General features: G+C 39.4%; 17 protein-coding genes. 5 read left to right on the forward strand and 12 right to left on the reverse strand.

Annotation, left to right across the window (positions count from 1 at the left end):
- Nucleotides 1-26: 26 nt before the first annotated feature.
- Both ACHB7C_RS07270 and ACHB7C_RS07275 read right to left on the reverse strand, forming a co-directional pair.
- A complete protein-coding gene (locus ACHB7C_RS07270) occupies nucleotides 27-605 on the reverse strand; it encodes a YceI family protein (RefSeq protein ID WP_042845172.1) in 579 nt (192 codons plus the stop codon).
- 13 nt (nucleotides 606-618) lie between these two features.
- Entirely contained in the window at nucleotides 619-1,176 is a 558-nt protein-coding gene (locus tag ACHB7C_RS07275; protein ID WP_042845173.1) for a cytochrome b, read from the reverse strand.
- Between the two features lie 384 nt (nucleotides 1,177-1,560).
- On the opposite strand from ACHB7C_RS07275, the gene ACHB7C_RS07280 reads away from it, so the two are divergent.
- Nucleotides 1,561-2,190: a glutathione S-transferase family protein gene (locus tag ACHB7C_RS07280; RefSeq protein WP_048607961.1), complete on the forward strand. Its 630-nt coding sequence runs from the start codon at nucleotides 1,561-1,563 to the stop codon at nucleotides 2,188-2,190.
- Between the two features lie 137 nt (nucleotides 2,191-2,327).
- On the opposite strand, the gene ACHB7C_RS07285 is transcribed toward ACHB7C_RS07280, so the two are convergent.
- A complete protein-coding gene (locus ACHB7C_RS07285; RefSeq protein WP_198860835.1) occupies nucleotides 2,328-2,948 on the reverse strand; it encodes a malonate decarboxylase holo-ACP synthase in 621 nt (206 codons plus the stop codon).
- Nucleotides 2,949-3,156: 208 nt separating this feature from the next.
- On the opposite strand from ACHB7C_RS07285, the gene ACHB7C_RS07290 reads away from it, so the two are divergent.
- Nucleotides 3,157-4,125 (forward strand): FUSC family protein, encoded by a 969-nt coding sequence (locus tag ACHB7C_RS07290; RefSeq protein WP_042845178.1) that lies wholly within the window; start codon nucleotides 3,157-3,159, stop codon nucleotides 4,123-4,125.
- A 197-nt stretch (nucleotides 4,126-4,322) separates the two neighbouring features.
- Nucleotides 4,323-4,964: an NAD(P)-dependent oxidoreductase gene (locus ACHB7C_RS07295; RefSeq protein WP_048607963.1), complete on the forward strand. Its 642-nt coding sequence runs from the start codon at nucleotides 4,323-4,325 to the stop codon at nucleotides 4,962-4,964.
- Between the two features lie 91 nt (nucleotides 4,965-5,055).
- On the opposite strand, the gene iolB is transcribed toward ACHB7C_RS07295, so the two are convergent.
- From iolB to ACHB7C_RS07340, 9 genes are all read right to left on the reverse strand, one after another.
- Nucleotides 5,056-5,886: a 5-deoxy-glucuronate isomerase gene (iolB, locus tag ACHB7C_RS07300; protein ID WP_042845181.1), complete on the reverse strand. Its 831-nt coding sequence runs from the start codon at nucleotides 5,884-5,886 to the stop codon at nucleotides 5,056-5,058.
- A gap of 501 nt (nucleotides 5,887-6,387) precedes the next feature.
- Nucleotides 6,388-7,281 carry a myo-inosose-2 dehydratase gene (iolE, locus tag ACHB7C_RS07305; protein WP_042845183.1) on the reverse strand — a complete coding sequence of 298 codons (894 nt, stop codon included), beginning with the start codon at nucleotides 7,279-7,281 and terminating at the stop codon, nucleotides 6,388-6,390.
- Nucleotides 7,282-7,311: 30 nt separating this feature from the next.
- A complete protein-coding gene (iolC, locus tag ACHB7C_RS07310) occupies nucleotides 7,312-9,216 on the reverse strand; it encodes a 5-dehydro-2-deoxygluconokinase (protein WP_042845185.1) in 1,905 nt (634 codons plus the stop codon).
- Nucleotides 9,217-9,241: 25 nt separating this feature from the next.
- Nucleotides 9,242-10,375, reverse strand: coding sequence for a Gfo/Idh/MocA family protein (locus tag ACHB7C_RS07315; protein ID WP_395346890.1), 1,134 nt, complete (start codon nucleotides 10,373-10,375; stop codon nucleotides 9,242-9,244).
- Nucleotides 10,376-10,986: 611 nt separating this feature from the next.
- On the reverse strand, nucleotides 10,987-11,415 hold the full coding sequence (locus tag ACHB7C_RS07320) for a PTS sugar transporter subunit IIA (RefSeq protein ID WP_042845189.1): 429 nt from the start codon (nucleotides 11,413-11,415) through the stop codon (nucleotides 10,987-10,989).
- A gap of 54 nt (nucleotides 11,416-11,469) precedes the next feature.
- Nucleotides 11,470-12,876 (reverse strand): sugar porter family MFS transporter, encoded by a 1,407-nt coding sequence (locus tag ACHB7C_RS07325; RefSeq protein WP_042845190.1) that lies wholly within the window; start codon nucleotides 12,874-12,876, stop codon nucleotides 11,470-11,472.
- Between the two features lie 391 nt (nucleotides 12,877-13,267).
- Nucleotides 13,268-14,254: an inositol 2-dehydrogenase gene (iolG, locus tag ACHB7C_RS07330; RefSeq protein ID WP_395346893.1), complete on the reverse strand. Its 987-nt coding sequence runs from the start codon at nucleotides 14,252-14,254 to the stop codon at nucleotides 13,268-13,270.
- Between the two features lie 501 nt (nucleotides 14,255-14,755).
- The gene (gene iolD, locus ACHB7C_RS07335; RefSeq protein ID WP_349483740.1) at nucleotides 14,756-16,693 is read right to left on the reverse strand and encodes a 3D-(3,5/4)-trihydroxycyclohexane-1,2-dione acylhydrolase (decyclizing); all 1,938 of its coding nucleotides are present in this window, start codon (nucleotides 16,691-16,693) and stop codon (nucleotides 14,756-14,758) included.
- A gap of 12 nt (nucleotides 16,694-16,705) precedes the next feature.
- Nucleotides 16,706-18,217, reverse strand: coding sequence for a CoA-acylating methylmalonate-semialdehyde dehydrogenase (locus ACHB7C_RS07340; protein ID WP_395346897.1), 1,512 nt, complete (start codon nucleotides 18,215-18,217; stop codon nucleotides 16,706-16,708).
- Nucleotides 18,218-18,611: 394 nt separating this feature from the next.
- On the opposite strand from ACHB7C_RS07340, the gene ACHB7C_RS07345 reads away from it, so the two are divergent.
- Both ACHB7C_RS07345 and ACHB7C_RS07350 read left to right on the forward strand, forming a co-directional pair.
- Complete coding sequence (locus tag ACHB7C_RS07345) at nucleotides 18,612-19,448, forward strand: MurR/RpiR family transcriptional regulator (RefSeq protein ID WP_042845197.1); 837 nt, start codon at nucleotides 18,612-18,614, stop codon at nucleotides 19,446-19,448.
- A gap of 250 nt (nucleotides 19,449-19,698) precedes the next feature.
- Nucleotides 19,699-20,694, forward strand: a complete 996-nt coding sequence (locus tag ACHB7C_RS07350) for a hypothetical protein (RefSeq protein WP_233102463.1) — start codon at nucleotides 19,699-19,701, stop codon at nucleotides 20,692-20,694.
- Nucleotides 20,695-20,835 lie beyond the last annotated feature (141 nt).

Consider the following 20,835-nt stretch of genomic DNA (forward strand, 5'->3'; position numbering starts at 1 on the left):
AGCCCGAAGGTTTTGAATAATAAAACTTATTTAGTTTGAACGCCTTCAACAGAAATCAGCAGTTGTGCTTCTTGAGATTTAGGCCCTAAATCAGATTTAATATTAAATTCTTTCAATTTAATATTACCTTGGGCTTCAAAACCTGCGCGATATCCACCCCATGGGTCTTTACCTTCACCCATCAGTTTTGCATCTAAGGTAATTGGTTTTGTCACACCATTTAAAGTAAAATCACCTGTAATTTTATAAGTTTCACCGTCTTTTTTCACTTCTGTTGAAACGAATTTCGCTTCAGGGAATTTAGCTGCATTTAAAAAGTCAGCGCTGCGTAAATGCTTATCACGCTCTGCATGGTTAGTATCAATGCTTCCCGTTTTAATCGTGACTTCTACTTTATCTTTTGATGGGTCTTTTGCATCATAAGTGAAATTGCCATCGAAATCTTTAAAGCTACCATATACCCAGCTATATCCTAAATGCTGAATACGGAATTCAATAAACGCATGTTGGCCTTGCTTATCAAATTGATATGTTTCTGCTAATGCAGAACCTGCGGTTAAAAATAAAGCACCAGTAGCCAGACCAAGAACCGTTTTCTTCAACATAATTATCTCCACGTTACTTATCGGGATTAAAACCCAACATTCTTTTTAATGTAATATCACGATCAAAAAAGTGATGTTTAAAAGCAGCAAAAGCATGTAAAACTGACAATAAAACTACAGCCCAAGCTAAATATAAGTGAATTTCACCTGCGGTATCCGCTTGTGTTGCAGCGCCAGTAAATATTGCGGGTACTTCAAACCAGCCAAATACACTAATAGGCTGTCCATCAGCAGTCGAAATTAAATAACCGCTAATCAAAATACTGAATAAAATAATATAAATCAGCACCTGTGCAATCAAAGAGCTTGCTCTCGTTAATTTGCTATAACTTGCTAATGGTTTCGGTGGGGGAGAAATAAATCGCCAAATCACACGAAATGCCATAACAATAAATAATAATATTCCTATACTCTTATGTATCTCAGGAGCTTGGTGGTACCAACTGTCATAATATCCCAGTGTCACCATCCATAAACCTAAAGCAAACATTCCATATACGACTATTGCGACCAACCAATGCACGAGCAACGAGATATGCCCATAACGGGTTGCACTATTTTTCCATTGCATGATAAAAAAACCATTTAGAGGTGAAGGTGATATCGTATTAACTAAGCCTTAGTAATCATAAGGTGAAACTAATATTATTCCTATCCCTAAGTTAAACAAATAATTTGTTGTAGATATTCAAATACAATCAACATAATTAAAAATAGTTTACTATTTTGTTTTGTCTATATTTAATAGTAAAAGTTGAATAAAGATTCTTCCAGTTTTGTAAACAGTCGTAACTGGATAATTATATTTCCATTTTGGTTAATTTCAATTTGTTCTACCTTATAGCAAATAGATATAACCTTTTCTCATAAAAATAAAATTTGTCGGTCAGGCATTTTCCTTTTACATTGGTATTCTCCATTTTTACATTTTTAATTAACTAGCAGGTTAGACTCTATGTATAAACTTTGGATAGCGAATAAAAATTACTCTTCGTGGTCTTTACGTCCTTGGGTTTTATTAAAAGTATTGCAAATCCCGTTTGAAGAAAATCTGTGTTTTTTTGAAAATGGTAAAAGTAGCCATAACAAATTTAGTCGTTTCTCCCCAACGGGCTTAGTACCTTGTTTAGTTGATGACAAACTCACTGTTTGGGATTCTCTCGCTATTTGTGAATACATCGCTGAAACGCACCCTCAAGTATGGCCAAAAGATAACAAAGCAAGAGCTTGGGCTCGCAGCGCTAGTGCAGAAATGCATTCTGGGTTTACTTATCTACGCCAACAATGCCCAATGAATGTTGCGCTCAAAGCAACTACAGCGACGATTTCTTCCGAATTACAAACGGACCTAAACCGCCTTCAGCAATTATGGCAAGATGGGTTGAATCAATTCGGCGGGCCATGGCTTGCGGGCAATGAGTTTAGCGTTGTTGATGCTTTCTTCGCACCTGTAGCCTTTCGCATCCGTAGCTATCAGTTACCAATAAGCCCAGCAGCACAACATTGGGTAGCCCGCGTTTTAGATTTACCGGCAATGAAAGAATGGCACGAAGCAAGTCTACATGAACCGAATATCGACCACTAACCGATAAGATAGGGGCCTTAGTTGTATTGCCCCCTAATTTATTGATTAGGAAAAAATCACCTGCACGAACATCAAAATTAAATATTAACCAATCTGATTAATATTCAAGCCATTACCCCTATTTTATAAATAAAAGATTACAATCTTTCATCCCAAGGGTTAGCAGTCATTACATCGCCTGTAGGAGTATGTAATGTAACTTGGTCGTTTTTAAACCATTCCGCTAACGAAAAGCCCCCTTTTGGGGTTTCAATGTGAATATCAATTGGGCAATACGGGGTATTTGCTTTAATGGCGAATTCGGCAAAATCTTCTTTTTGTTGAGGAGTTGAACAACGAATAACTACATCAAGGTCGCAGTCAGATAACATACTTTGAATATCGGTTGCCAAGGTATAGGCACAACTCCCCGTGACGCCCCACTGCCAAGGCCATTTATCCTGTGAGATTATCCATAACACCTGGACAGGTGGTAACGCGATAAACATAGAGCGTTGTAATTCAACTGAATTTGCTACCAAAGACTCTACATTCATAATATGGGTTATCGCTGATTTATCAATTTGAGTCGTGACGCGTTGATGCGGTTTAATTCCCCGAATTGCGACCGTCAATTTATTATTGTCCGCTTTATCTCTATAAACGGTCAGTGGCAGCTTACTATTCCACTGTGAGGCAACCCATTCAGGGAGCGATTCTACCGCAACATCATTATCATTGCCGACCCAAACAAAATCATGCGGATTAATTATTTGCATTTTATTACCTTTATGATTGCTATGAATGCTCCTTCTATTATGCCTTTTTTACTGTATAAAAACAGAATTTACCTTTTAACCATGAATATCGTGCCATTAATTAACAATCTAGCCAGATATTGTTTTCTATCCTTGAAACATCAATGAGATTGCTATCTAATTACCTTAATAATTAATAAGTTAAGCTTCTATTTATGAGCATCGTATTATGAGAAACATCCCTGCTATTTACGATGGGTTCCTTTTTACCAGCTGCATGTTGTTTAGTGCAGTCGCGGCCTATCTGATTTTAGATGCGCAAGCAGCTATGTGGGCAGCATTTTCCACACTTTATTCTTTTAATCTGTTCAATGCTGCAAAAGAGTATAAAAATTATGCCTATACCGCTTTTTGGCTATTGATGATTTTAGTCGCCATATTTATAGGTGATACCCTGCGATTAAGCATGGCGTTTTATGTTTATCTCTTCGTGTTTTCTTTTATTTATTATCAGTTATATGGCACTGACCCTGTGATGGATTTAACCATGAAATTTATGATTATCATGTCAACCATAGGGACAATTTTACCTGATATTTCTAGAAGCTTAGCGTTGGGCTTTATTATTGGAAGCGGTGTTACTTTAGTAACTTACTATACCTTAAGCCACAAAATGACACGACATAGCATTATTACCGGTGCACTGGTTGAGAAAAATTTATTCACATTACATAAGAATATTATCCCGCGTTCCATGACTTATGCTGTGGGGCTTTTATTAACATTAGCCATTCCTAGAATGCTCGACCTAGGTCATTTTTATTGGACATTGCTCACATTTGTATTTGTTTTACACCCCAAAACTAAGGGTATCATTCATATTACAGGGCAACGCGTTTTAGGGAGCCTTATTTCCGTACTTTTACTGTACCTTTTATTTAACACCCCTCTGATGCCTTATATTGGCTTATTTGCAATGGTGGTGTTCGCATTTCTCATGCCTATGAGCTTTCATCATGGCTACACTTTCATGACTTTTGTCGTTACCAGTTTAATTTTATCCGTTCTTGAACAAGTCATTTATTGGCGACACCCTACCTATGAATTATTATTTGACCGAGTCTTAGAGACCGCCTTAGGAGGTGCTATCGCTATTATGACAAGTGTTATTTTAAAATTATTCAGGCAAGAAAAATAACTAAGGGGAATAAATCCTCAAAAAACAAGCATTGTTAAGTTTTGTCGAATCTCTAGGGTACTTCACGAAATAAAAACTAACTAGATTACGTAATGAATAAGTCTGTTCTATACTTTGATAAGGATAAAAAACACTCAAGTCAGTAATTTTGGGATCATTATTGATGCATTTCACATTCAAGTAACGCGAGGCTCAAAATGAAAATATCCATCATTGGCGCAACAGGGTTTGTGGGTAAGGCCATCGTAGCTGAGGCGTTACTCCGTCATCATCAAGTCACGGCTATTTCTCGTCACAGCAACCAATTGTCTCAACATGCGTATTTAATTACCGCATCTGGTGATATCACCGATGTTGCTTGGCTAACCTCTCGGCTCAAAGGGCAAGATGTCGTCATTAGTGCTTTTAATGGTGGCTGGCAAAACCCAAATTTATATCAAGATACCGTGGCAGGTAACCAAGCGATTTTACAAGCTGTACAAAAATCAATGGTAAAACGGTTTATCGTTGTCGGTGGTGCGGGGAGTTTAAAAACCTCTTCAGGTGTTGATTTAATTGATTCTCCTAATTTCCCAACTGAAATAAAACCTGGGGCTCAAGCCATGAGGGAACTCAAAAGCCACTTACAATCTATCGATTCTCTTGATTGGACCTATGTTTCCCCTGCTGCGGTACTTGAACCAGGAGAAAGAACCGAAACATTCCGTTTAGGTGGAAGCCAGTTACTCATGAATGGCCAACACCCCGCAAAGATTTCCGTTGAAGATCTCGCTGTCGCCATCCTTGATGAAGCTGAACATGCACAATTTATTCGCCAACAGTTTACCGTTGCATATTAAATTAAATAAAAAAGCCGGTAACTATATACTTACCGGCAAAATTGATAACAGATTTGGTGTTTACTCAACTTAATTCACGTATAACTTTCACTTACTTTTCACGATGTTTTGCTGCATAAATCTCACTATTAACCCAATTGTGGTCTTTTTCCCACGTAAATAACCATTTACGTGTTGGGCCAGCCATCACATTAAGGTAATAGTTGTCATAACCTGCCATTGTTGCCATTGGGTGATACCCTTTTGGCACCATAACCACATCTTTGTTATACACCGCCATACACTCATCTAATTCACGATCATCTGTATAAACACGCTGCATACAAAAACCTTGAGATGGATTTAATCGGTGATAATAGGTTTCTTCCAAATACGTTTCATTTGGCTCGTTATCAGTATCATGCTTGTGGCTTGGATAGGAACTAGTACAGCCTTCATCCGTATAAACTTCCACCACTAACAAGCTATCTGCCGCTTTATCATCGGGTAAAATATTATGTACATAGCGTTTATTGTTGCCATAACCCCGTTGCTCTGCCCCAATATCATCAGGGCCAATTAAGCGAGTTGGGTAAGTGCCCTTTCCTTTTGCACTGCAAACTGCGAGTTCCAATGCTGTTTCAGCTTTAACTTCAGCAAACTCTTGGGCTGTGACATAAACTGCATATGGTTTTTTACGTTCAAAAGGGTCCATGCGGTCGCCAATATTATCAAATGTTTGATTTGGCGTTTTAATCGTCGCTTTACCTGCCACTAGCACTAAGCACATTTCATTTTCACAAGCGGGTAAAGAAATCGACTCACCTTGTTTTAATTCATAAACATCAAAGTGAACATATCCCCAGTTAGCGATTTTCGGAGTGATATGCTGAGTTCGCTTATGTGCATCTGGAGCATGATATTTCGACAGTAATTTTGACATAATTTTCCTCTGACACTTTAAGATTGCCTACTAACACCTGCAATCTGTTTTATTGACCTGTGGCCATCACTCAAAATACAGCCATCTAACTTTTTAATTCTTTTGAGCCTTTCGCTCTAAATACACTAAATAGTTCAGTTTGTGGCTAGGCGGCAAACAAGAGCAACGCAGGGAGCATACATAAGTATGTGACCTGTGTGGTCGAGTCCAACCACCAACACCTCAGAGCCTCAGACTGAAATATAATGCCTAATCGTCTAAATAGTTCAGTTTGTGGCTAGGCGGCAAACAAGAGCAACGCAGGGAGCATACATAAGTATGTGACCTGTGTGGTCGAGTCCAACCACCAACACCTCAGACTGAAATATAATGCCTAATCGTCTAAATAGTTCAGTTTGTGGCTAGGCGGCAAACAAGAGCATCGCAGGGAGCATACATAAGTATGTGACCTGTGTGGTCGAGTGCAGCCAACAACGCCACAGACTGAAATATGACGACGATTTAGATTAGCCCGGCTTCTTTGGCTAACCTATGTAAATTGTTATAGCCCAGTGTCGCGTAAGTCAACGGGTGGGCAATCGCTGGGTCTTGCTCCGCTTCTACCACTAACCAACCATTTTCGTATTGGCTATTTTTTAATACTTTAAAGACTTCTGGGTAGTTAACACAGCCATCACCGGGTACTGTAAACACCCCAGCTAATACTGCATCTAAGAAACTTGTTTTGCGGTTTTTAACATCTTTTAATACATCTGCACGCACATCTTTGCAATGCACATGATTAATTCGTTTTGCCCAACGTTTAGCGACTTCTACTGGGTCCGCACCTGCAAATGTTAAGTGCCCTGTATCCAGTAATAAGCCTACTTCATCACCGGTATGTTTCATCAGGTTATCAACATCTTCTGCTGACTCGATAACCGTCCCCATATGGTGGTGATAGGCGATTTTAACCCCTTGAGATAAGGTATATTTCGCAAACTCAGTCAGCTTCCTGCCGTATTCTTCCCATTGGTCATTTGGAAATAGTGGTCGCATATGAACGGGTTTATTTTGATCGCCATGAATACAGTGAGTCACTTCGGCAAATACCATCACTTTCGCGCCTAAATCACGCAGTAATGCTAAGTGACCTTGTACCGCTTCAATTTCCTCTTCCACGCTGCGAGTCAACAATTCACCCGAATACCAGCCTGAAACCAGTTGTAAATCATGCTGTTTTAAAATTGGCCCTAAGATTTCCGCTTTACGTGGAAACTTATTTCCTAACTCAAAACCAGCAAACCCTGCTTGACGACCTTCAGTTAAACATGTTTCTAGAGACGTTTCTGCCCCTAAAGTGGGTAAATCATCATTGGTCCATGTCAAAGGGTTAATACCAAGTTGGATTGCCATGATGAAGCTCCTGTGTAGGTAAGAGTAATATTATTTACGCTGACGCCATAAGGCGATCAGATTTAAGTAATTGCTTTTTATTTTCTGAACCAGCTCGTCGTCATTGATTTCACCTTTCATCCACTCATAAGAAGGCTTACCAAATAAAGTACGACCAACGGCAAATCCTTTTACGATTGACTTCCCAGCAGCGGCATTAAAGCCCGCTTGTAATTCTGCTTGTGGCGCATCAAGCCCTAGTAATACAACACCACGGCAATAAGGGTCACGCTCTTGGACCAATGCATCAACCTCATCCCAATTTTCTGCCTGTAGCGGTGGTAATTTCCACCAGTCTGGCTTGATGCCTAAGTTATAAAAACGTTTAATGGCTCGTAAATACAACTCATCATTACGCTCCATATCAGCTGGTAATATTACTTCCAGTAATAATTCATGGCCTGATTGGCAGCATGCGCTATACACCTCTTGAACGGTTTTCTCTTGCTCTAAACGCAGCGGATGATTATCTTCAGGGTGGAAAAATACTAAGCATTTCACGATATGCTCTTTCGGCCAGCTAATCAGCTGCGAACCAATATTGCCATGCTCTAAACATAGTGGTCTGGACGCTGGTAGCTCAATGGGTCGCCCTATCCACCAACCACGCCCTGTCACATCATTCAAAACATCCTGACCAAAAGTGCTATCACACAATAAACCTGCTTTACCCTGTAAGTTTGCCTCTTCAGCTACTTCACGGCTGGCACGGAAAATCAATTTTTTCAAATAAGGGATACATGAAATATCTGCACCTGCATTACGTGCCATATCGACAAATTGGATCCGATGGTCAAACGCCATTACACATAATTCATCCCACTGAGTGCTACGTGATGTCACTCGGTGCAAGTGATTAAGCATCGGGTCGAGATCAGGACGCGGTACAGCCGCAGCGCGCTCAAGGTAGTTATCCAGTTCAACTTTCGTTGGCATCGCGGGCGCACAACCGTGGCGCGAAACAACTAATGCCCCACATGCGTTAGCAAAAGCGCAGGCTTTTTCCCAACCATCTCCATTCAAATAACCGCGTAATAGACCAGACATGAAGGCATCACCTGCACCTAATACATTAAGGACTTCCACCCTCACGCCATGTACTGTAATCCCTTCGTCTAAGGTCTCTGGGATCTCACCACTGAACACTGAGCACCCTAAAGAACCGCGTTTACACACTAGTTCAGCATTTGTTAATTGACGAATATTTTTAAGGGCTTGAACAGTATCCGTTGTCCCACCGGCAATATGAAACTCTTCTTCGGTTCCGACAATCAGATCAAACAGTGACAACACGTCTTGTAATTGCTGAGTTACGCTTTGAGAAGCAATAAAACGCGTTTCACCATCACCTAGGGAAGTTAGCCCCCATAAGACTGGGCGATAATCTATATCAATGGCAGTTTTTACATCATTACGTTTGGCATATTCCAATGCTTTTAGCACAGCGGCACGGGTTTTAGGGTTAGATAAATGCGTCCCTGTAATTGCCAGACAACGAGAGGATGCAATATATTCTTCCGTAAAATCGTCTGGACTAATTGCCATATCAGCACAATTATCACGATAGAAAATCAATGGAAAAGTGTCTTGATCTTTGATCCCTAATATTACCAATGCCGTTAATCTATCTTTATCAGTAATAAGATGACTGGTATCGCACCCTACACGCTTTAATTCCTCACGTAAAAAACGGCCCATATGCTCATCACCAACACGGGCAAGCATTGATGACCTTAATCCTTGTATCGCAGTTCCAAATGCCACATTCCCCGAAGAGCCACCTAAATATTTGGCAAATGTACTCATATCTTCTAAACGAGAACCTATCTGTTGTCCGTACAGGTCAACGGCAATACGGCCCATACAGATAACATCTAACTTCTTCTGCTTATCCATTAATCACCCCTTAACTACAACAGAATCAATTGATTTCTTTGACTTTAACCCAGCGCTGTTCTTCATATGAGCGCGCGATTGCATCTAAAATTCGCGATACTTTCCAGCCTTCTTCAAAATCAGGCCACATTGGTGTGCCTGTGGCTACCCCATTAATGAGATCGCGCACTTCTACGGTTTTTTGATCGTTAAAGCCAATACCATGGCCTGCACCACCACAAAACGGTGCATAATCTGGATGTTCTGGCCCAACTAAGATTGTTTTAAAACCTTGACGGTTACTTGGGTCGTCGTGACGATATAGTTTTAGTTCAGCCATTCTTTCTTGTGTGAAGGTTAATGTCCCTTTAGTACCCGTCACCACATAGGTCAGCCCCATTTTACGTCCAGCTGCAATGCGTGAAGTTTCGATAACCCCCATCGCTCCGCTTGAAAAACGTACCATCGCATGTGCTTGGTCTTCATTTTCAACAGGCACCATCACAGATGAGCCTTCTTTCTCTGGGCGTTGTTTAATAACAATTTCCATGTCACCACAAACGGTTTCAATATCGCCAACTAAAAATTGTGCCATATTGATAATGTGTGCAGATAAGTCACCCAGCGTCCCTAAACCCGCTTTTTCTTTGAAACAATGCCAATGAATGGGGGCATTGGGATCTGCCATATAATCTTCATTATGGGTACCATAAAAATGGATAACCTCACCAATCTCACCATTAGCAATAATTTCTTTTGCGAGTTGTGATGTTGGGTTTTTCATGTAATTAAAACCCACCAAGGTTAAAACACCGGCTTTCTTTGCCGCTTCTACCATTTTTTTTGCATCATCAGAGTTAAGCGCTAATGGCTTTTCACAATAAACATGTTTGCCATGTTTAATTGCTTCCATTGCCATTTCTTTATGCAGAAAATTAGGGGAACAAATATCCACCACATCAATATTTGGGTCAGCCACGAGTTTGCGCCAATCATTGGTTGAACGATTGAACCCCATTTCTTGAGCCCGAGCTTGAGCTAGCTCTGGTGTAATCTCGGCAATCATTTCGCGAACCAATTTTCCTTGTAGTGGAAAAACAGTAGGGGCCTGTGCATAAGCAATGGCATGAGCTCGCCCAATATAGCCAGTACCAATCATACCGATACGGATTTCCTTCATTTGTTCTTCCCCTCGCTCATTTTTAGTGGCGCACTGGCTAACCCAATGCGGGTCTGATTTATTCAGAAGTTGATAATAATGTTATACGGAATATTCATTTCATTTTCAATGAAATCAGGAATATTAGTTTCATTATGTGATCTAGCGTTAATTTTTTATGTAATTAGCTAATATATAAAGAATTAACTCTATTACTCAGGAACCTAAAGAGGTAAGGCGGAGATAAATGATGAAATAAAAGAATAAAAAATGGAATGAAAAAGCAAAAAATGAAATGAAATGAAACATTGCACCTCAGTTGTTCATTGCTGTTTTACACAGCTAAGTAAATAAACAATGTGTTTATTCCCTGTATGTTTGCAGACCATACCGTTCCTTGGGCTCGTAAGTTATCATCGCTGGTTTGTTCTAGGTGTACATTAACTTAGTTAGTTGGTATATGAAATGACATCAATGACTTCCTATCAATTAAGGTAAAGGAGCAATATCATTTTATAAAAAGAGCGACTATCTTCCCAATATTGTCCCTATTCTTACTTTTTCAGTGAATATAAAAAACCGTCATGAGTATGTTATTGTTCTCATAACGGTTTAAGATGAAAACAGTATAATTAGCGATGTAAAATACTGAGAAATTCTTCTTTACTCGACGTTAAAGATAATGCATTAGCAATAAACTCATCACTGAAAATCAATGCAATCTCTTTGAGTACATCAATATGCTCCCTTGATTTAGCAATCACACCGATGGCAATGAACATCACATTGGTTCTATCCCAAATCACCCCATCAGGGAATTGAAAAATTTCCACTCCCGTATGTAAGATGATGTCATTCGCTGATTTAGGTAAATGTGGCAGAGTGATACCATTGCCTAAAAAAGTCGAGATTTGCTGCTCTCTTTCAGTTAGAAAATGGACACAGTCCCTATCTACGTAGCCTTTATTTTTAAACTCGGTACCTACCATCTTTAATACTTCAGCTTTATTTCTGGCCTGACACCCTAAATGCAGATTATTTGTGGTCAGTTGTTCAATCATATCTAACCCTCTTTTAAGTTAACTAGGTACATTCGTATCATGAATGGTTAACAACTACATTGATGACAACTCTTCTTCTAACTGCTCTAACGATTTATTCGATGTTTCAGGAAGTAGTTTCACCACAAAGACAATTGCTAAGTAGTTTATTACCGCGAAAATTAAGAATACAGGTCCTAAACCAAGTTCGGCTTGCAATACAGGGAACAAGTAACTCACGATCGCATTCATAATCCACATAAAGAAAACAGAAATCCCCATCGATAACCCACGGATTTTTAATGGGAATAACTCGGCTAATACCACCCAAGTTAAAAAGCCCATTGTCCCTTGCATCACACCAACAAATACCGCACCAAGTAACCAGATCAACGTTGCTTTAATATCCCCAGTTAAGAAATAATCCGTTGCTGCGATTAATAAATGTAACGATGCCATTAAAGCAAAACCACCGACAATTAATGTCTTGCGCTTAAAGCGGTCAACTAAGAACAGTACCCCGATAACCATTCCCCCAACAGAGAACACACCATTTAATACGTTAAAAACCAAAGAAGTTTGTTCAGAAAAACCAGCCGTTTTCAGTATTTCTGTACCATAGTACATAATTACGTTAACCCCTGTGGTTTGCTGTAAAGCAGCCCATACCATCCCAATCAAAACTAATTTAAAAATCCAAGGGGTATTGAAAATTAAAGCTAGATTTTGTTTTTTTCCATTTGGGTTTTTCTTTGCTTCTGCGGCTTCAACATCTAACAATGTGACAATATCTTCATATTCCTGAATAGCACGTTTTTCTGGGCGAATTTGTTTTAAAATGTTCAATGCTTCTTCACGACGATTTTTACTCATCAACCAACGCGGGCTTTCCGGAGCTTTCCACATACCAAAAAGTAAGCATAAAGCAGGTACAGCTTGCACTAACAACATATAACGCCAAACGTCTGGTAAATGCCCCCAAATAGAACCAATAATCGCATTAATCGCAAAGGCAGCAAGTTGACCTATCACAATTGCCACTTCGTTTAACCCGGTGAGTTTGCCTCGCATTTCTGTAGGCGCAACCTCTGAAATAAATGTTGGTGCAGTGACTGATGCACCACCAACAGCAAAACCGAGAATAAATCGAGCTACAAGGAGAATTTCAATATTCGGTGCAGCGGCAGATAAAAAAGCGCCAAATAGGAAAAGAAACGAAAGGTAAAGTAAATAGGTGCGTCGCCCGATAAAATCAGCCACTCGCCCGCCGCAAACACTTCCAAGTGCGGCACCAACCAACAAGACACTCATCACAAGGCCTTCAGTGGTCGGTGTTAACCCCATGTTTTCTTTCAGTGAGGAAAATGCCCCGTTGATTACACCAGTATCATAACCAAAAAGTAACCCACCAAAGGTTGCTACCAAGGTGATTTGGTGCAACCTTTTTCTCTGTTGTTCATTGAGATTCATTATTAATGACATATTATTACCTTATTATTTGAATCATTATGTCTACCAAAAAAGCAAATTTTCAGTATTTAAATAAATTCTTTACATGTTAAGTATTAAATAATGAAAAATTTTTGGCGCTCTTATTGAATCACTACTTGCAAGCTTCAAGACTATTTTATAAATCAAAATTCACAAATAAAAACAAACACTTAGATTGAATTTAAAAATTAAACAGTAAAATAGCCACAAATTTTATAGAAGCATTACTGCTTGTAGGGTATTTAATTAATACGTAAGACAAATATTAATGTATATATTTATTAAATAATCGGATGAATATATCTGAATTCTATTGCGGGCGAAAAATCATTTTTTCGTCCGCATATTAATAATCAATTAAAATATAATTTAAAAATATAAATTAGAGTTTAACTTCTTTTCCTGTTTTTAATGATTCAAGTGCTTTGTCTGCAAGATATAATGCAAACTCACCATCGGTACCTGTGGTTTCTGATTCAGCACGTCCAGCTAAAATATCAACAAAATGTTCCCATTCAGCTTTGTATGCCTCATGATAGCGTTGTAAGAAGAAATATTCGGGTTTAGCAGACAAACAACCGACTTCGCTTAATAACGCAACGCTATTTTCTTTTATATTCTCAGCTGTCAGCAGCCCCTTCTCACCATGCAGTTCAATGCGCTGGTCATAACCATACCCTGAGCGGCGGCTATTCGATATGGTCGCCATGGCCCCTGAAGGGAACTTCAAAATAATGAATGCGGTATCGATATCACCCGCAAGGCCAATCGCAGGGTCTACTACATTACTTCCTTGGGCAAATACAGAGCAAGGTTCTTCACCAATCATAAAGCGCGCCATATCAAAGTCATGAATCGTCATATCTCTGAACATACCACCGGAGACTTTGACATACTCTGCTGGTGGCGGTGACGGGTCTCTAGATGTAATAATTAAAGACTCAGCTTTACCAATCGCCCCTTGCTGGAATAAATTTTTGAGATGGCGAAATTGCGGGTCATAACGGCGATTAAAACCAATAAACAATGGGACATTGTGTTGTTTAACACTTTTAAGGCATTGTCTTACTCGTTCAAGATCGAGATGAACTGGCTTCTCACAAAAAATGACTTTTTTATGTTGAGCCGCTAACTCAATTAAATCAGCATGTGTATCTGTGGCAGAAGCAATTAAAACGCCATGCACATTTGGGTCTTGCATCGCTTCTTCTGTGGTTTGTACTTTAGCTTGGTACTTTTCAGCCAACGCAGATGCATTAGCTTGGTACGGATCAATAACAGAATAAAGTGCGGTTTCTTTATGGCCGGCAATATTAACAGCATGAACCTGTCCAATACGTCCTGCGCCGAATAGTGCTATGTTGAACATTCAAATGCTCCTTGATACCTTAAATCCACTATTTGGATATTACGAAATATACCAAATAAAACATTCATTTCAATTTATAATTTTTTGGAAATTATGTTTTTGGGCTCTAGGTAACAAATGTTGCATTAAAGTGTATTTTTAGTGTTATTTAGATCACAAAATAATAATGTAACTCATCACTATCTGACAATAAAGTATGTACTTTACTGCAACTTTATTTTCTGTTTCTGTTTTATTAATTCCGACTAACTTAAATTTAAAACATACATTTCAACAAAAAGAAAATTAAACTATTAAAACCATAAAAAAACCCAGCAAACGCTGGGTTTAAAAATACACATGACGACAACTCATAAACACAATAAGTGAAATCCTTGCGGATATTCACAATAATACCCGACGAAATGAGGCCTACACCATCACTCAAAATAAAACACCTCCTCAATGGCATAACACCATCGAGTTATTTTGATGATACGTAAACCACCAATAACGCGTTAATTAATAAAGCCGTACCTTATGTTCAACTTTATGTTTAATTTCCTCAGCCGCCGCAACAATTTCAGGCTTTTTAGCAACTTGAGCTGTTCCTGTACGCCACCACGCTTCATAACCATTAGTCATGGTTTTTGGAAGCACTTTAATATCAATCAATACACAACCTGAATGCGTTTTAGCATCCTCCAAAGCAGAGATCAGCTGAGCTTCATCATGAACTCGATAACTTTTACAACCATAGCTTTCTGCATTTTTAGCGAAATCCACTTTCACTAATGGCCCATCCAGTAGGCCTGTTTGTAGATTGCGTTGGCGATTTTCAGTCCCAAAACTCCCCATGCCTTGGCTCATTTGTAAATTATTGATGCAACCAAAGCCCGCATTATCAAATAATAAAATAGTGATTTTAATATTTTCTTGAATTGCCGTTTGCAACTCACTGTGTAGCATCAAATAGGAGCCATCCCCGACCATGGCATATACAGGTTGTTCTGGAGCCGCAATTTTCGCGCCAACAGCCGCAGCAATTTCATACCCCATACATGAATAACCATATTCTAGATGGTAAGTATCCCGCTGCTTTGGTAGCCAAATACGCTGTAAGTCCCCCGGTAATGACCCCGCTGCCCCCACAATAATCGCGTCACTCTCCATGTGCTGCTGCATCAAACCTAGAACCCGAGTTTGCGCAAGTTCAGTGCCGAGTGTTTTACTGTATTCTTCAAGTTTATCATCAAGGTGGCCTGCAATTTCTGGGATAAAATCCAACGGCCGATACTGAATGCTAAACAACCGGTCTAATTCGTTCTTCCATTGTTGCTTCGCCAGTTGAATTTCATGTCCCCATTGGACCTGATAGCCTGACCCCTTCATTTTTGCATCAAGAGCTTGCAAAGCTTCTTTTGCATCTGCTACCACTTTTAATGCATCTAACTTACTGGCATCGAATTCAGCAACGTTAATATTTAAAAACCGCACACCTTCTTTACTAAACAATGACTTAGATGCCGTGGTAAAATCAGTAAAACGAGTCCCAACACCAATAACCAAATCAGCTTCTTTTGCAAGTAAGTTTGCCGCAAGCCCACCTGTCGTGCCTATTCCCCCTACATTTAAAGGATGGTTGGCAACAACAGCACTTTTACCCGCTTGAGTTTCACCAAACGGAATACCGTAAGCCTCCGCAAATTGAACGAAATCATTATGTGCTTCTGAATAACGCACACCACCACCACATATCAGAAGCGGCTTTTGTCTACTTTGAATAAGATGAGCGGCTTCCTCTAGACTTACACTTGTTGGCGGCCGGCGTTCAATGCGATGAATTCGCTTTTCAAAGAAGTAATCAGGGTATTCCCATGCTTCCCCTTGAACATCCTGAGGTAAGCAAATGGTAACGGCCCCCGTATCAGCAGGGTCAGTTAATACACGCATTGCATTAATCATCGCTGCCATTAGCTGTTCAGGCCGCGAAATCCGGTCCCAATAACGAGATACAGGGCGGAAACAATCATTCGTGCTGATTGTCCCATCACCATATTGTTCGACTTGCTGCAAAACAGGGTCTGGTTGACGAGTGGCGAAGGTGTCTCCTGGTAGTAATAACAACGGAATACGGTTGGCTGTAGCTGTTGCCGCCGCCGTTACCATATTAGCTGCCCCCGGCCCTACCGAAGAAGTCACTGCAAAAATTTGTTTCCGTTTTTTCTGTTTGGCAAAGCCAGTCGCAATATGCGCCATACCTTGCTCATTACAACCTTGATAAACTCGCAGATGTCCAGGCGCTTCTTCAAGCGCCTGACCCAAACCGACAACGTTACCATGGCCAAAAATCGTAAATATTCCCTGAATAAACGGATACTGCTCACCATCGACATCAACATATTGTTGGTTAAGAAACTTTACCAATGCTTGGGCTGTAGTCATTTTCTGCTTATTCATATGGGTCTCCATTTATTCCATGGTTGGCATTGTGAAACTACTTTCATGATGTTCTAAACGTACACTAGCAGGCCAACGACTAGTCACTGTTTTCATGCGAGTATAGAAGCGAACACCATCATTTCCATGAACATTGAGAGGCCCAAAAATTGAACGTTTCCAACCACCAAAACTGTGGAAAGCCATTGGTACTGGGATTGGGATATTAATTCCGACCATTCCAGCTTGAACATTTTCTTGGAACTCACGGGCTGTTTCACCATCACGTGTAAAAATTGCGGTTCCATTGCCGTATTCGTGTTGGTTAATTAGTTTCAACCCTGTTTCAAAATCAGGTACTCGTACAACAGCTAATACAGGCCCAAAAATTTCTTCTTTATAAATATCCATTTCAGGAGTCACATTATCAAATAATGTTGGCCCAACAAAATAACCCTTTTCAAAACCCGTTACTTTGAAATCACGACCATCAACCAATAATGTCGCCCCTTGTTTTTCACCACTCGCAATATAGTCGCAGATTTTCGCTTTATGCTGTGCTGAGATTACTGGCCCCATATCATTTTCTTTGCCATCTGTAATACCGGGTCCCACGGTCATTTTGGCTATCTGAGTTTTCAAATTAGCAATTAATGTATCTGCCGTTTCATCCCCTACGGCTAATACAACAGAAAGTGCCATACAACGCTCACCCGCAGCCCCAAATGCAGCGCCCATTATTGCATTCGTAGCCTGCCCCATATCCGCATCAGGCATTAAAATACAATGGTTTTTTGCTCCACCTAACGCTTGGCAACGCTTACCATGCTGAGACGCTGTGGTATAAATATATTCGGCAATCGGAGTTGAACCAACAAAGCTTACCGCTTGAACTTCTGGTGCAGTTAGCAGCGTATCAACAGATTCTTTATCCCCTTGAACGACGTTAAATACACCGTCAGGTAAACCAGCTTGCTTTAACAATTTAGCCAATTCAAGAGCCAAAGACGGGTCTTTCTCAGATGGTTTTAAAACAAAAGTATTACCGGTAGCAATTGCCACTGGGAACATCCACATCGGTACCATAGCAGGGAAATTAAACGGGGTAATACCAGCACAAACACCTAGCGGTTGCATTAATGAATGACTGTCCACACCTGTGGCGACATTGGCCGAGTGTTCACCTTTTTGTAAGTGAGGAATGCCACAAGCAAATTCAACAACCTCCAGACCTCGTGTAATCTCACCCACCGCATCAGAAAACACTTTACCGTGTTCTTTAGAAATAAGGCGCGCTAAATCATCCATGTTATCTTCAAGTAACGCTTTAAATTTAAATAAGATTCGAGAGCGCTTTAATGGCGAAAGTTTCGACCATTTTGGAAATGCTTTATGAGCAATCGCTATGGCGTGTTTCGTTTCATCAGCACTGCTTAATACCACCTGTGCAATTTGCTCGCCCGTTGCTGGGTTGAATACAGGTGCAAATCGACCGCTTTTGCTCAAAACTATTTCACCACCGATGAAATTATTAATCTGTTCCATGTTGCCTCTCTTTAACTGACAGGATTACGTTGTTACCCAATGTATATGAAATATTTGTTTCATTTGCAATGAAATTTGAAATAACATTCAATTTATGTGATCTAGACAAAGTTTTTATGAAATTTCTAATTCAAGATAGAAAATGCCATTTTAAAAAGTCTCCTAATCACTTATTTAATTAGATATACACGTCTATTGCAGTGCAGACAGAAGCACTTACCAACTAGGCACAATAAGAAAAGCAATCAATGTAACTCATTCAATTTGCTAACCGAAATTCAAATTATTTTAGATATATAAAGATAGAGAATGTAGAAATTTGAACTAACCGTTTCAAAATAATTCGACTAACCGTGCAAAACAACTACAATTAGAGCCAAATCATGGAGGTTATATGTCAAGTGCATCAAATTTAAATGAGTTTCAAGAGCAAGTTCGCTCTCGTTATGATGAGCTAAGTAAACGCTTGCAACAGGTGGCTAGGTACGTACTCGATAATACAAATAGTGTCGCATTTGATACCGTTGCCGTTATTGCAAAAGAAGCCAATGTTCCACCATCAACATTAATTCGTTTTGCAAATGCGTTTAATTTCAGTGGCTTTAATGAAATGAAACAATTGTTTCGTATGAACCTTGTTGAAGAAACAGCAAGCTACACTGATAGAGCAAGGCTATTTCGCGAAATGGATAGTGCTCAAGAATTGAGTGATGACCCTGCTCAAATTTTAAAAGAATTTGCTCACTCCAATGCACAAGCCTTGCAGCAAATGGCAGCTAGGACCTCTGCCGAAGATTTAGAAAAAGCAGTTTCATTATTAGCTAATGCACAAAATGTCTACATAATTGGCTTGCGTCGCTCATTTAGTGTCGCGACCTACCTCAGTTATGCATTAAGCCATTTGGAGTGCCGCCCTGTTCTAATAGATGGTCTTGGGGGAATGTTTAAAGAACAGATCAGTAAAATTAGTGAAAACGATGTGGTTATTTCAATTAGTTTCACCCCCTATGCATCAGAAACAGTAATGGTTAGTGAAAAAGCAGCACAGTCTGGTGCTAAACAAATCGTAATTACTGACAGCCAGATTAGCCCACTCGCCAGTTTTAGTGACGTTTGCTTTGTGATTAAAGAAGCGCAAGTGGATGCATTTCGTTCCCAGTCAGCAACGTTATGTTTAGCTCAATCATTGACAGTCGCCTTAGCCTACCGTCAAGGAAGTAAGTTAGTTTAACGCTACTTTGGCTCGAAAACTAAATACCTCCATTAGTTTAGAGCCCCTATTTGGCCGTTTCCATTACTAAATTGATTTCTCTTTGCTACATACCGCCGCTCAAGTGGGTTTACATAAATGATTTCTTTAATTTGTGAGTTTCATCAGAAAATACAAATTTCGACAATACATTAATATGAAATTATTATTTCATCCTGTTATGTTGGGAGCACATGAATTTCTGATTTAAAACCGATAATAAGGAACGACCATGTTAAATACACACTTTCTTTATTTACTGGGCCATCTTCGATTGCTTGAAGAGCAGCACTCTGTCACTTCTCTTCATCGCTCAGGGATTGGTTTAATCGGAACGTCCATTCATAATCAACCTTATATTCATGCAGTAAAATGCAGTGCTCATCATAGTGAGTTGGTATCTGTTTGTGATATTGCTCCCCCACTTCCCTCTATGTCTTATTTTATGTATCAAAAACAACAAATAGAGGCACTGGTTAATAACGATGACGTTGATTGCATCATCATGACAGCAGTCTGTAGTGATGAGCTATTGAAATTTACAATCAATGCAGCAATTGCAGCAGGAAAAGATATCTTACTCACTAATATCCCAAGCTTTAATGAAAAAGAACTTGAAGAATTATTCATAAAAGCAATACGAAACGATGTTTTAATTGACTACAGTCAAGCACTCACTTTTGAGGACTCATTTAATCAAATAAAGCATGTCTTGCACACTCAAAACAAATTAGAAACAGGGTTATTACGCTTATCCGCTCACCGGGTCATTGAGCCAGAAAATAGGTTACCATTCAATATACTAAGAGGTACGATTACACAAAAAATTGAACTGTTATTAACCTTACTCCCTGATTTTTCATTTTCTACAGCGTCAATTCAGTTTTCACACCCTTTCGCAAAAATGGAAGATGGGGATGTGCTAATAATCAATTTGCGTCATAAAGGGGGGTTGTTAATTTCATTTGAGCTATTTTTTAATACGGGGAATATTTCAGACAAATTATCTCTAAAACAGTGCAATCAAAGTTATGAGGTTGAAAATAAAGTACTATTTAACCCACAAAGACAACAACTTAATGAAAAAAATACTATTTTTAAACAAATAGACCAATTCATTCTAAAACTGCACGGCGGTACTAAACTTACACAACCAGCTCATTGGGCACGTACTAATGAACTTACCAATGAAATATTAAAACAATTATACGATGAGGGGTTTATTTAAGTACGATAATGACAAATTAAGAGATACAGCAGCTCTGTTAACCTATTTTTTAACTTACAGAGTTAAGTTTTCCAACATTATCGTGTGGATACGTTTAACCAATTGATCATTAAGTTTTTTATTCAGCCAATACTAAACAAT

It is taken from the genome of Providencia sp. 2024EL-00732, from assembly GCF_044006275.1.
Lineage (GTDB): Bacteria > Pseudomonadota > Gammaproteobacteria > Enterobacterales > Enterobacteriaceae > Providencia > Providencia huashanensis.